The organism is Paenibacillus azoreducens, from assembly GCF_021654775.1.
GTDB classification, from domain to species: domain Bacteria; phylum Bacillota; class Bacilli; order Paenibacillales; family Paenibacillaceae; genus Paenibacillus_AQ; species Paenibacillus_AQ azoreducens.
Genome location: NZ_AP025343.1, coordinates 4,102,827 through 4,115,619, shown reverse-complemented (window position 1 = coordinate 4,115,619; position 12,793 = coordinate 4,102,827). Strand labels below are relative to the sequence as shown.

Below are 12,793 nucleotides of genomic sequence, written 5' to 3'. Positions count from 1 at the left end.
GATGGCGCATGTTGATGGGACACATCCGGTGGAGGAAAACCACGGGTCATTGAAGTCATACACCATCGGTTATCTTTTCTCGATCGTGCTGACCATCATTCCGATAGCGATCATTCTCGGAGGATGGCTGCATGGAACGGCGAAAGCCGTCGTTTTGATGCTGCTTGGGGTGCTGCAGTTCATCGTGCAGCTGTTCTTCTTCATGCACCTGCGCGAGGAAAAGAAACCGCGTTATAATCTGATCTCGCTGATTCTAGGACTGGTGATTCTGGTGGTCATTGTCGCCGGATCGATGTGGATCATGCTGTACAACATGGTGGAAACGTAAACCGCCGTAATATGGTGAAAATATCATAGAGGCAATTTATATATTTTTTCGGAAGCGGCTCCCCCGTCTTTATAGACGGTGGGGGCTGTTTTGCATATATTTGATCTTTCTAAGAGCAGTGAGAGCGGGCCCCCGATCACACTGCTTTGTTTCTCTACAATCAGGAAGGCATTTTTATTGCCAACCTTGATCGTAACCGGTTCAACGAACCAACTCCATGAATTTCGTGGCTGCGGTGGAGAGCGGCATATTGCGCATATTCATCACGCCTACCTTGGAGGCAGGAATCCCAACATCCAGTTCAATCTCGAATAAGGAGCCTTCCTTTAGTTCCTTGGATACGAACTCGCGTGTGACAAAGGATATGCCAAGCCCCCTCCGTGCAAACTCGATGAGAAGGTCGACGCTGCCCACCTCGATATCCGGCTTCAGCTCATATCCGTATTTTTCGAAAAGCTCCGTGATTGCCATTCTCACCCGACTGTTGCGCGAGAACAAAATGATGGGATATTCCATCAGCTCTTCCATGGTCATCGTCTGCCCTTTAAGCTCCGCATAACGCTCGCCGGCGACGAAGCAATCCTGAATCCTGGTGCTTTCGGTGACTTCCAGATGGGAGTCCACGATCGGCATACGGACGACCCCCAGGTCGATCCGCCCTTCCTTCAGGTATGAGATGACCTCAGGCGTCGTGCCATGCTTCAAATGCAGCTTAATGCTTGGATACCGCACGTGGAAGTCTTCCAAAAACGGAAGCAGGTAATGCTTGAACAATGAATCGCTGCCGCCGATCCGCAGCTCGCCGCTTTCGAGATTTTTCAGCGCCTCCATTTTTTCTTCGGCTAAAGTGATGAGGATCTGCGACTGCTCAATATATGAAAAAAGAATTTTGCCTTCCTGAGTCAGCGCTACGCCTTTGGCATTGCGGTAAAAAAGGGTGACGCCCATCCGGTCTTCAAGCTGCTTGATGGCATGGCTGACGCTGGGTTGGGTCAGGTACAAGGCCTTGGCTGCTTGTGTCAGGCTTCCTGCTTTGGCTGCCCAATAAAAAACCTTATACAGCTCATAATTATTAGTCATAGACATGGTCTATATCTCCTCGGAAATATATTAATTACGTGTATGGCACTAATTTGTATTATAGTGAATCCAAGACATAGAAACCAGAGTTATCATCGAAAGAAGCTACCATTTTCGCAATGAAGCTCTGAAGGAAGGGAGAAATTGGAGTGAATCATACTACTTTTGTATTGTTTGGAGCAACAGGAGATTTGGCCAAACGAAAAATATATCCTGCTTTATATCATTTATATATACATGGAAAACTGCCTGAGTCTTTTGCCGTGATCGGACTCGGACGAAAAGAACTGTCCGATGAGACGTTCCGGGCCCATGTCAAGCAATCCTTGCATGATTTTTACCGGTTGGAGGTAAAAGATGATGAAACGCTGCAGTCCTTTTTAGGTTTGTTCGGTTTTAACATTCTGCACATTGATCGCCAAGCGGACTTTGTTCAGCTAAAAGAACGGGTGGAACGCCGGGAACAAGGAGTGGGCGGAACGTCGAACCGAATGTTTTATTTATCCGTCGCTCCAAACTTCTTTGGTACGATCGCGTCCCAAATCGAGCAAAGCGGACTTGGCAGCGTAACGGGCTGGAAAAGACTCGTCATCGAGAAGCCTTTCGGGCATGATCTCGTTTCGGCGCGGGAACTCAACAGCCAGCTCAGCCAGGCATTTACTGAAGACGAGATCTACCGGATCGACCATTATCTCGGCAAACCGATGGTCCAGCGGCTTGAAGCGCTCAAGCAGGCGAACCCCGTCATTCAGGCGCTGTGGAGCAGCCGTTATATCGCCAATGTTCAGATTACGGCCGACGAAACCGTTGGCGTGGAAGAACGCGCCGGTTATTACGATCAAGCAGGGGCCGTCCGGGATATGTTCCAGAATCATATGCTTCAGCTGCTTATGATGCTGTCGATCCATGTGTCGAATGGCAACGCCAAAGCCGTTAATATTAGATCGAAGAAAAAAAACGTGCTTGAATCATTGGAGCCTCTGGCAAGACAAGATGTACACCGCCATATCGTGAGGGGGCAATATGCTGCAGGCGCGATTCAAGGGAAAGAGGTCATAGGTTATACTTCCGAATCCGGCATCTCTCCTGATTCGATGAACGACACGTTTATCGCCGCCAAGCTGCAAATCGATAATTATAACTGGCGGGGCGTTCCTTTCTACATCCGGACAGGCAAACGGCTGAAGTCCAAAAATACGCGGATCGTGATCGAGTTCAAAGAACCGCTTGGCTCTTCCACCCCTGCAAAGGATTCGAGCGTGCCGAACCTGCTTGTTTTCGAGATTGGCCCGAATGAAGGAATTACGCTTCTGTTAAATACAAATGACCCGAATCATAAGGGAGAATTCAAGCAGGTTCATATTGATATGTTCCCGGACCGAATGGAAGCAGAGGAGGCGTATGAAACGCTGATTCATGATGCGCTGAACGGCGATTCGACGTTTTTCGTTCATTGGGATGAAGTCGACCTGTCCTGGCAGTGGGTTCAGCCGATCCTTGAAGCTTTTGCAGCAAAAGAAGTGCCCCTGTATTCGTATGAAGCAGGTTCAAACGGGCCGGAAGCCGCAAATGAGCTGCTTGCCCGGGACGGTTTCCACTGGTGGTTTGATGATGAACCGTCCGAATATGCCGCACCGGGTGTGGTAAATGCGGAAGAGGTTGAAAAGCAGCCTGTAGAGCATGTCACCGCCAGCTGACGATTAAGCTTGCATGATTCAGATCATGCAGCAAATATGAAAAGTAAGTCACAGGAGGTTTTGTTGATGAAATTTTTTATTGATACCGCCAATCTTCATGATATTCAATCCGCCTATAAAATCGGGGTTCTGTCCGGCGTGACGACAAACCCTTCTCTGGTCGCTAAAGAAGGCGTTAAATTCGAGGATCGCATCGCCGAAATTTTGCAGGCGGTTCCGGAAGTCGAATCGGTCTCCGCCGAAGTGACGCCGGATGCGGAAACAGCGGAAGAGATGATTGCGCAAGCGGATGAACTTATCAAGATCAACAACCATGATCCTAAAGTTACGATCAAGCTGCCGATGACCCTTGCAGGGTTGGAAGCCTGCCGTTATTTGTCCCGTAAAGGGGTCAAAACGAATGTCACGTTGATTTTTACCGTCAACCAGGCGCTGCTTGCGGCCCGAGCAGGTGCAACATACGTATCGCCTTTCCTGGGGCGGCTGGATGACATTTCGGAAGACGGGGTTCTTCTGGTGGACAAAATTGCGCAGCTGTTCCGCACGCATAACCTGGATACGCAAATTATTGCCGCATCGGTCCGTCATCCGGATCACGTGACCCGTGTAGCGATGGCAGGCGCCCATATCGCCACGGTGCCGTTCGCCGTCATTGCGCAGCTTGCGAAACATCCGCTGACCGACCAAGGTCTTGCCAAATTTGCGGCCGACTGGAAAAACAGCGTCAAATAATCGGCGGTTACAGGAATATGGAAAAAAGGCAATCTCTAACGGAACTGTCCATGACAGACCAAGAGATTGCCTTTTTTTTAGATTATAGAATGTATAGGTCTTAAGCGGAGCTTGAGCATTCGATAATTGTAAGGAAAACTACCGCTAAACGCGGTCTGTCTTCTTAGAAAGTACGTCGATAGACGTTTTTCTTATTTGAATTTAATGATTCCCGTCGTATGCAAAAGCACAAGAAGAACGAGAATCGGAGCGACATATCGAAGCATAAACAGCCACACCCGGAACCATCCGGACTTGAGGCCCGCCGCCTCCGCAGCACCTTTCCAGAAGTAACCCGCAAACAGGGTGGTGATGAAACCGCCCACCGGCAGCAGGATGTTGGAGGTAATAAAGTCGAGCCAATCAAAGAAATTTTTGCCCCCCATATCCGTAAAGGCCGGTACGATGCCGAAGGACAGCGCGGATGGCAGGCCTAGGAGCAGTACCAATACGCTGATGATCAGGACAGATTTCGTTCGGCTCCAGCCCCAGCGGTCCATCGTAAAGGAGACGGGAACTTCCAGCAGGGATACCGACGAAGTAAGGGCAGCGATCGCGAGCAGGATAAAAAACAACCCGCCGAAAATCGCTCCGAACGGCATGGCCGAAAAGGCCGCCGGCAGGGCGATAAACACGAGGCTTGGCCCCGAGTCAGGTGCGATCCCGAAGGAGGCGGTTGTCGGGAAAATGATGAGCCCGGCAACAAAAGCATAAATCAAGTCGCCGGCCCCGATGGCGAGCGTCGCCGATCCGAGCGATTGGCGCTTGTCCACGTAAGCTCCATAAGTCAGCAAAATGCCCATGCCCAAAGACAGGGAGAAGAAGGCATGTCCAAGAGCGACCAAGGCCGATTCCGCATTCAGCTTAGAGAAATCGGGTTTCAGGAAAAACGATACACCTTCACCTGCCCCCGGCAAGGAAACGGCACGGATCATCAAGACGATCAGAAGGATGATCAAGCCGGGAATGACGATCTTGTTGAATTTTTCGATGCCTCCGGAAATTCCTTTAATAACGACAAAGCCCGTTATCAGAACGGCAACTGCCTGCCAGACGATCGGCATATAGCCGCCGATAAAGTTGTTAAATTGTCCTTTGAAATCCGCGTTGCTGTACAAATGTCCGCTGAAAGATTGTACCGCATAATGGAGCGTCCAGCCCGCCACAATGATGTAAAAGGTCAGGATGAGAAAAGGAGCGATGACCTGAAGCAAACCGAGCCGGCCGAAAATTTTGGAGCCGCCAGCTTTGACGAAACTTGTGGCTGCGCTGCCTCTGCCTGCGCGCCCGATAGCCAATTCAGCCAGCAGCACAGGTAAACCGATGATGATCAGACAAACGATAAAAAGCAGAAAAAAAGCTGCACCGCCATTTTCGCCCGTAATGTACGGAAACTTCCACATGTTTCCAAGTCCTACGGAACTTCCGATGGCGGCTAAAATAAACCCTGCCGAAGAAAAACGATCGTTTTTTCCTGACGCCGCTGGGTTTTTTCGCGGTGTTGTCATAGATGTTCCCCCAGTTATATTTTTGAAAGTTCTTTCTATTATATTTCATTTTCCCGACAATGGCATATTAAATTCTTCCAAATAGGATATTAACTTCTGATGACAGGGAGATTGCAGGTTTCAAAAGATCAAATTGGATGGTATGAAATAAAAGGTAATGGATGGTGACATATAGGTGGACTTTTCATTATAATAAGACGAGCTTGATTAGGAACCCATTTAGGAGGGGGAACAACATGCTTGGGTTACTCATTCTGGCCATTGGCGTGTTAGTGGTCGGTCTTGTCGCCACTATTATGATTGGAGAATCGAAAAGCAATAAAAAGACGGACCCAACGTATTTTAAGTCTACAGGGAAAAATTGGGCGCGCCTCAGCGGAATTTATGTCGGCTGCATCGTTGTGCTGGCTGTCATCATGATTGTTGTTTGGAAAATGTGAATGAAATAAAAAAGATAACCGTGAAAGCAGATTTCTGCTTCACGGTTGTTTTTGTATTTTGAGAGACGATTCCGGGATAAGGTTAGTGGATCAATTCCCGCAGGGCTTTGGCAAAGCCTGCAATGCCCGGTCCGATATCCTCCGCTTTGGCGCGCGCAAACGTAAATCTTACGAAACCGGAATCCGAGCCGTAAACGCTGCCAGGCACGAAAACAACCCCGTTTTTGATGGACTCTTCGAGCAGCTTGGCGTCATTGACCGCAGGAACCAGCTTGCACCACAAATGATGTCCCCCTTGCGGGATATTAAATTGAATCAGATCCGGAAGCTCTTTCTGCAGCGCTTCGATGAGAAGATCGCGCTTATACAGGAGCTGCATCCGCAGACGGTCGAGATGAGGCTCAAAATGTTCCGATTTTAAAAACTGGCCCGCGACCTGCTGCGGAATGACGCTGAGCCCAAAATCCATCTGCTGTCGGGCATCCGCCAATCTTTCCACAATGGAATTCGGGGCTACCATCCATCCGATCCGAAGGCCCGATGCGGCGATTTTGGAAAATGAACCTATATAAATAATGGACCCGGTCGTATCCATCGATTTGAGCGGAGGACGGGGGACACCTGCGTAATCCGTCAAGCTGTACGGATCATCTTCGACGATCGGGAGCCCCAATTCGGCGGCGATTTCCAGCAGTTTGTTCCGCCTCTCATCGTTAAGCACCGTTCCCGTTGGATTTTGAAAGTTAGGGTTCGTAAAAATCATCTTGATGCGGTGTTTTTTGTATAAGTTGCGTATTTCCTCCGGCTGAACGCCATCACGGTCTACAGGCAGCCTGAATAACCGGAGCCCCGCCGATTGGAACATGGGCAAGGAATAGCAATATGATGGGTCTTCGATCGCCACGGCATCTCCGGGAGACAGCAGGCACTGCGTAATCAAAAATAATGATTGCTGCGATCCTGACGTGATCAAAATCGACGATTCCGTCGTTTGGATATCACGGTATTTGACGAGATACTTTTCAAGCGCTTGTCTCAGCGGAGTATATCCTTGCGGATTGTCATAGCCCAAATAGGAGGTGTAATGATGGCCGCGCATCAACGAGGCAATTTCATCCATCGGAGCCAGATCCGCCGAAAGCTCGCCGCTCGCAAAATCAACAAGTGTGGGGTTCTGGTTCAGGGCTTCCCGGATTCGTCGCAGGAAAGGCACATTCGGAAGAAAGCTGCCGCCTTCGGCATATCTTTTCCAGTTCGGCGTATGTTTGGGGGTAGCGCCCCATTTATATTGGCTTACGCGCGTTCCGCTGCCGGAACGGCTTTCAATGATTCCCAGGGACCTAAGCTCGGCAAAAGCTAAAATCACCGTACTTCGGTTCACGCCCAATTGTTCGGCAAGCTTGCGTTCGGAAGGCAGCAGGCTGCCGGGCGGAAATTCGCCGTAGGAAATTCTTTGTTCCAGATGATCGGCAATTTGTTCATATAGTGGTTTTTTGCTCTGACGATCAGGCTTCCACATAAAATCACTTCCTTGACAGCAAATAAATGGTTTGTAGTGATTTTTATCATAGCATTAATTTTCAGAAAAAATGGAGCGATTATGATATTAATATTGACAAAACTTTATCCATTCATTGAACATGGATGGTTTCCGCGGTCATGAATTGGATGGTTTGTTTTGATTTATTTTCGTTTATGATTATGATCAAGCCGGATTCGGCAGGAATTTCAAATTATGCGCTTACATTGGAGAGGAGGGACAAAATGGAAAAAAGACTGGTTAAAGTAGCCGTTGTTCAATCGGCGCCGATTTTATTCGATAAGCGGTCCGCGATGAGTAGAATCGACAAGATGACTAGAGACGCAGCTGCGCAAGGCGCACAGTTGATCGTTTTTCCAGAGGTGTTTTTGCCGGGATATCCAAGAGGTTTGTGTTTTGGATCGCGTGTCGGAAGCCGTAATGCCGAGGGAAGACTGGATTTTGAACGTTATTGGCAAAATGCGATCGTAATTCCGGGTGAAGAGGTCGAAACACTTGGTGAATTAGCCGAGGAATTGGGCGTCTATCTGGTTGTCGGCGTAGTCGAGCGAGATCAGGAATTCAGCCGTGGAACGTTATACAATACGATCATTTACGTTGGGCCGGACGGCACGCTGCTTGGCAAACACAGAAAACTTGTTCCGACAGCCTCCGAACGGCTGCTGTGGGGACAAGGAGACGGCAGTACGCTGACGGTCATCGATACGCCATTTGGTAGAGTGGGCGGGCTGATCTGCTGGGAGAATTATATGCCGCTGGCCCGTATGGCCATGTATGCCAAAGGCATTGACATCTATGTCGCACCTACGGCGGATGCCCGTGATACTTGGCAGTCGACAATTCGCCATATTGCCTGCGAAGGCCGCTGTTTCGTGGTTTCCTGCAACCAATACGCCACCAAAGCAACGTATCCCGAAGATTTGGCTTGCTATGATGACATCAAAGCGGATGATGAGATTTTATCCCGTGGGGGAAGCGCCATCGTCGGCCCGCTTGGGGAGTACGTCGCTGAGCCGCTCTACAATCAGGAGGGGGTTCTGATTGCCACGCTTGATCTTCATCAGGTTCCGCAAAGCCGGTTCGATTTTGACGTTACGGGTCATTACAGCCGCCCGGATGTCTTTCAGCTTAATGTTAACGAGAAAAAGCAGGATGTTGTCCGCGCTGTAGAAAGTATCTGGATGTAAAAAGCAGAGAGTGATTTCTTGTCTGCCAGCTTAAGGAGTTCCTATAGCAATTTACCATTCAGGATGCCATATACTTCAAATATAAATGGACTTGGGTTTTATCCAGGTCCATTTTTTGCAATTTTAAGCGGCTTAATCTATATATCCCGATATTGTAAATGTATAATAGTAGAAACGCTTAAAGTCACCGCTACTGTAAGAAGCACGCAGAAAATGAATAAGCTGACCCATGCCAAACCCAATCTCATACTAATGCTGATTGATTATGATGATGATGATGACCTTCTGAGAAAAGAACTCCAAAACTCTGTATTGCTTGTTGAATCCATTTCATAATGAGTAGATACGAGGATTTGAAAAGTGACATTATGAAATTGTTTCTTAGAAGTCGCTTTTAAATCCTGGTGTGTTTGGACACGCCGAGTAAGGCCTGTCAGCCGCATAACGACACCATTTTCTAACGGACACCACGACCGCTAATTGGCTAAAAACAGCTATATTAAAAATGTAACGGACACCACAGCGCTTAATAGCTCCAAAACAACGCAAAATGATGATTTTTCATAAAATAGCAGCATCTGTGTCCGTTAAAAATCAAAATGCGCGAAATCGACCTTCATAGCGGCCGCTGTGTCCGTTAAAGTTTTGCAGTCGCAGTTGGGCCTCCATCGCGCAGCTTCCAGCGCACGGTAGTGCGTTGCATGAGCGGGGCAATCTTTAAATACTATTTTGAGGGTGAACCAATGGAACTCCATAAAATCTTAAATGAACTCATTTCCTGGGAAACATTACATCAGGGCTCCGCCGAAGATATCGTTAGCGAAATATGCATGAATCTTTATTCGGACAGAGGCATTCAAGCGAGAACTTATTTTGAGCAGCTCCCGATGTGGTTGCAGGATATTATACTGATCATTGATTTTGACACGGAATTAAATATGAACGGAATTATCGGCTTTCTCGAAAACTCTTCGGGTCAATATCTCGATGAAACGATAGACAGCCTGAAACGGATCGGTGCCGATCAAGACTATTTAACGCTTCATAATATTAAACTGATTCTGATGAGCAGCGGCATTGATCCAAGTTTGTTAAGGGCTAATTTGAATAACCAAAGTGAATATACAATCTCCAGCAGTCAGATGATCCATGGACTGGATTTTGATGAAGTGTTGGATGAAGCAGAGAATTTATATCTAAACCAAGACAGAAATATTTTTGAAAATTTATTTGAATATGTAGAGATGAATCGTTCTTTATTCATTAGGGAGATGGAGGAATGTTAAACAATCGAACGGAGAACAAAATGATAATCACTGTAAGTCTGACCGATCCAAGTACCAAATTTATTATCAATAATCTGTACCCATTGTATTTGCATGATCTGTCAGAGATTTGGGGATGGAAACCGAATAAGTATGGGGTTTATGAAGAGGATGAAACATCGACGTTGAGTGAGCAAAATAAAGTTTTTGACATATGGTGGTCCAATCCCTCCGTACTGTTCCCATATTTGATTAAAGTAGATCATATTCCAGCGGGATTCGCGCTAGTAGGTACGCCACCATATACGCCACATGGCAGCGATTATTATTTACATGAATATTTTGTGTTGAGACCATATCGCGGCATGGACGTGGCTGAAAAGGCAGCAGTTGAAGTGTTTAATCAACATTCAGGCACTTGGGAGCTGCAGACGAACCCGAAGGAAACGAATAAAAGAGCACAAGCTTTTTGGAGAAAGACAATTAATCATTATACGGAAGGCTCCTATTACGAAGAGATCTCGGAAACGAAAAATGACGGAATCAAGTTGATTTTCAGATTTGCTAATAATGCTTCTACATCTTCTCTAAATCCATAAAAAACTCTAGGAGTTGCATATCATGAGACAAATCATAGCCATGGGCGGCGGCGGTTTTTCGATGGAGCCTGAGAATCCCTTATTAGATCAGTATATATTAGAGCAAGCCCAATCCAATCGTCCTAAAGTTTGTTTCATTCCAACCGCTAGCGGAGATGCAGATGGATATATACAGAGATTTTATCATTCATTTGAAAATCATCCTTGCCGGCCCTCGCATTTATCTTTGTTTAAGAACACTCCCCACGATCTTGAGGACTATATTCTTGAAAAGGATATTCTGTATGTTGGCGGCGGGAATACTAGAAATATGCTGGTGTTATGGCAGGAATGGAACCTGGATCAATACATAAAAAAAGCCTGGGAGAATCACGTCATATTAGCCGGACTGAGTGCGGGAGCGATCTGCTGGTTTGAAGAAGGGGTTACGGATTCGTTGCCGGGTGTACTAACGCGGTTGGAGTGCCTGGGGTTCCTAAAGGGAAGCAGTTGCCCTCATTATGATGGGGAAGCGGATCGCAGAACCAGCTACCATCGACTATTAAAAAACAAAGAAATCAACGGCGGAATTGCCATGGATGATGGAGTGGCGGTTCATTACCAGGATGAGCAGATTTTTGATGTTGTTAGCTCAAGGCCTCTGGCCAGGGCCTATCAAGTTACTTGTACTGATCATGAGGTCACGGAAACCGAAATGATTCCGACGTATTTGGGATGTGAATAAAATCTAAGATTCTGAGAGCATTCCGCTTCCTGACCAGTAAGTAACTCCTGTTAAAATAAGTCCTTCTGTCCGAAGCATGTAATTCCCATTCAAAGGAGACTTAAAATGAATTCAATGACACGTGATAAAGCTCTGCAATATGCCAGGTATCGGCTGCCGTATTCAATAGAAGCCAGTAAATTTGTCATTGAAACGGCAAACGTTAGTCAAGGAATAATAGCTGATATTGGTTCGGGAACCGGACTTCTCACACAGCATTTTGTAGGTGAAGTAGAGAAGGTATTTGCAATCGAACCCGAATTTGAAATGCGCAAGATTTCATATGAACTAATGAAGCAACGAGAAGGCATTGAATATATAGATGGAGTAGCTGAGGAGACTAGCCTGCCTGATCAGTCCATTGATTTAATAGTTGCGGCAAATGCCTATCATAGATTTAACCCGGAGGCTGCAATCAAAGAATTTGCAAGAATCCTTAAGCCCCAAGGATGGTTGGCGATATTTTCCTATTATGATGATCACAATTTTTTTCGGGATACAATGCTCGTATGCAACATTGCACAATATAATGAACGGTTAGCAGCAACAAGGCATCAGGAGCCAGTTACATATTTTTATGGAGATTCAGCGCCTCATAGATTTCTATTTAAGCAAGAGCATTACGAGACATGGGATGAATATTGGGGAGCGGTAGTTTCAGGCATGGAGGCGCCAGACGAAAGCGAGGACTGGTTTGAGATATTTCAGGAAGCCCATAAACAACGTTTTAATAAAATAGCGTCCAATGGCCAAATCACAGTAAGGTATAGTACGGAAGTATGGCTCGGTCAACCCAAATATGGATAATAGACTGAATTCATGCGCATGAATCCAATCCGAGAGAATAGCTGCGTATTGTGTTGATGTTAAATAAATGACATTTATTTTTTTGCCGACCGTATGTCTCATTGAACGTATGGACGTAATGAAATCATGAAAACTACTTAATGTGAGGGTGCATATGAAGAAGATTAAAGGGATCATTTTTGACATGGACAATACAATATTGCAATCGAGAATTGATTTGGAATCGATGAAAAAAGAGACTTTCGGATATCTGGTTTCACGGGGAATACTCCCTGCTGATCTCGATATTACTAACCATACATCATCAACCATCATTGCGGAAGCCACAAAAACAGGCTTAATGACGGATCAATTAATTAAGGAAATGTGGGAAATTCCAAAGAGATTTGAAGTTATTGGCATGAAAGATGCCGATCTTGAGTCAGGAGTTACTGAACTTCTTAAGGAATTACATGATAGGTTCTGCATGGTAGTTGTTACGAATAATTCGATTGAAGCTGCCGAAGTTGCGTTAAGAGATAATGGCATTCTGAACTATTTCGATTGCGTTGTCGGCAGAGAAATGATGAAGTTAATGAAGCCATCCCCTGATGGATTTCTTTATGTATTGAAACGGTATGGGAATATTTTGGCGGAAGAATGGATATCAGTCGGAGATTCTTGGATTGACGGCAAGGCATCGACAGAAGCTGGGGTGCGTTTTATTGCGTATCAAGGAGATGTTGAATTGATGAACAAAATGGGGGTTTATCCAAGTGCAGAAATAACGGATATAGGAGAATTAAAAAGATTTATTTAGTTTTTGAAA

General features: G+C 46.3%; 13 protein-coding genes. 10 read left to right on the top strand and 3 right to left on the bottom strand.

All coding sequences use genetic code 11. The features are described from left to right. Position 1: 1 nt before the first annotated feature. Positions 2-328, top strand: coding sequence for a cytochrome o ubiquinol oxidase subunit IV (cyoD, locus tag L6442_RS18145; RefSeq protein WP_212976507.1), 327 nt, complete (start codon positions 2-4; stop codon positions 326-328). Between the two features lie 201 nt (positions 329-529). Here cyoD and L6442_RS18140 read toward each other — a convergent pair whose 3' ends face one another. After that, positions 530-1,408 carry a LysR family transcriptional regulator gene (locus tag L6442_RS18140; RefSeq protein ID WP_212976847.1) on the bottom strand — a complete coding sequence of 293 codons (879 nt, stop codon included), beginning with the start codon at positions 1,406-1,408 and terminating at the stop codon, positions 530-532. Between the two features lie 149 nt (positions 1,409-1,557). Here L6442_RS18140 and zwf point away from each other — a divergent pair, with 149 nt between their 5' ends. Next, entirely contained in the window at positions 1,558-3,105 is a 1,548-nt protein-coding gene (zwf, locus tag L6442_RS18135) for a glucose-6-phosphate dehydrogenase (protein ID WP_212976506.1), read from the top strand. Between the two features lie 66 nt (positions 3,106-3,171). After that, positions 3,172-3,837: a fructose-6-phosphate aldolase gene (fsa, locus tag L6442_RS18130; protein ID WP_194232198.1), complete on the top strand. Its 666-nt coding sequence runs from the start codon at positions 3,172-3,174 to the stop codon at positions 3,835-3,837. Between the two features lie 191 nt (positions 3,838-4,028). Here fsa and L6442_RS18125 read toward each other — a convergent pair whose 3' ends face one another. After that, complete coding sequence (locus tag L6442_RS18125; protein ID WP_212976505.1) at positions 4,029-5,384, bottom strand: sodium-dependent transporter; 1,356 nt, start codon at positions 5,382-5,384, stop codon at positions 4,029-4,031. Positions 5,385-5,620: 236 nt separating this feature from the next. Between L6442_RS18125 and L6442_RS18120 the strand changes: the two genes are divergently transcribed. Beyond that, the gene (locus tag L6442_RS18120; RefSeq protein WP_194232196.1) at positions 5,621-5,824 is read left to right on the top strand and encodes a hypothetical protein; all 204 of its coding nucleotides are present in this window, start codon (positions 5,621-5,623) and stop codon (positions 5,822-5,824) included. A gap of 82 nt (positions 5,825-5,906) precedes the next feature. Here L6442_RS18120 and pdxR read toward each other — a convergent pair whose 3' ends face one another. After that, positions 5,907-7,343, bottom strand: coding sequence for a MocR-like pyridoxine biosynthesis transcription factor PdxR (gene pdxR, locus L6442_RS18115; protein ID WP_212976504.1), 1,437 nt, complete (start codon positions 7,341-7,343; stop codon positions 5,907-5,909). Positions 7,344-7,588: 245 nt separating this feature from the next. Here pdxR and L6442_RS18110 point away from each other — a divergent pair, with 245 nt between their 5' ends. From L6442_RS18110 to L6442_RS18085, 6 genes are all read left to right on the top strand, one after another. Further along, positions 7,589-8,551, top strand: a complete 963-nt coding sequence (locus L6442_RS18110; RefSeq protein WP_212976503.1) for a carbon-nitrogen hydrolase family protein — start codon at positions 7,589-7,591, stop codon at positions 8,549-8,551. 743 nt (positions 8,552-9,294) lie between these two features. Beyond that, positions 9,295-9,837 carry a DMP19 family protein gene (locus L6442_RS18105; protein ID WP_212976502.1) on the top strand — a complete coding sequence of 181 codons (543 nt, stop codon included), beginning with the start codon at positions 9,295-9,297 and terminating at the stop codon, positions 9,835-9,837. Positions 9,838-9,857: 20 nt separating this feature from the next. Beyond that, positions 9,858-10,415 carry a GNAT family N-acetyltransferase gene (locus L6442_RS18100; RefSeq protein ID WP_212976846.1) on the top strand — a complete coding sequence of 186 codons (558 nt, stop codon included), beginning with the start codon at positions 9,858-9,860 and terminating at the stop codon, positions 10,413-10,415. A 22-nt stretch (positions 10,416-10,437) separates the two neighbouring features. Next, positions 10,438-11,139 carry a Type 1 glutamine amidotransferase-like domain-containing protein gene (locus L6442_RS18095; protein WP_212976501.1) on the top strand — a complete coding sequence of 234 codons (702 nt, stop codon included), beginning with the start codon at positions 10,438-10,440 and terminating at the stop codon, positions 11,137-11,139. A 105-nt stretch (positions 11,140-11,244) separates the two neighbouring features. Next, entirely contained in the window at positions 11,245-11,985 is a 741-nt protein-coding gene (locus L6442_RS18090) for a class I SAM-dependent methyltransferase (protein ID WP_212976500.1), read from the top strand. 154 nt (positions 11,986-12,139) lie between these two features. After that, complete coding sequence (locus tag L6442_RS18085) at positions 12,140-12,784, top strand: HAD family hydrolase (RefSeq protein ID WP_212976499.1); 645 nt, start codon at positions 12,140-12,142, stop codon at positions 12,782-12,784. The last annotated feature ends 9 nt before the right edge of the window (positions 12,785-12,793 follow it).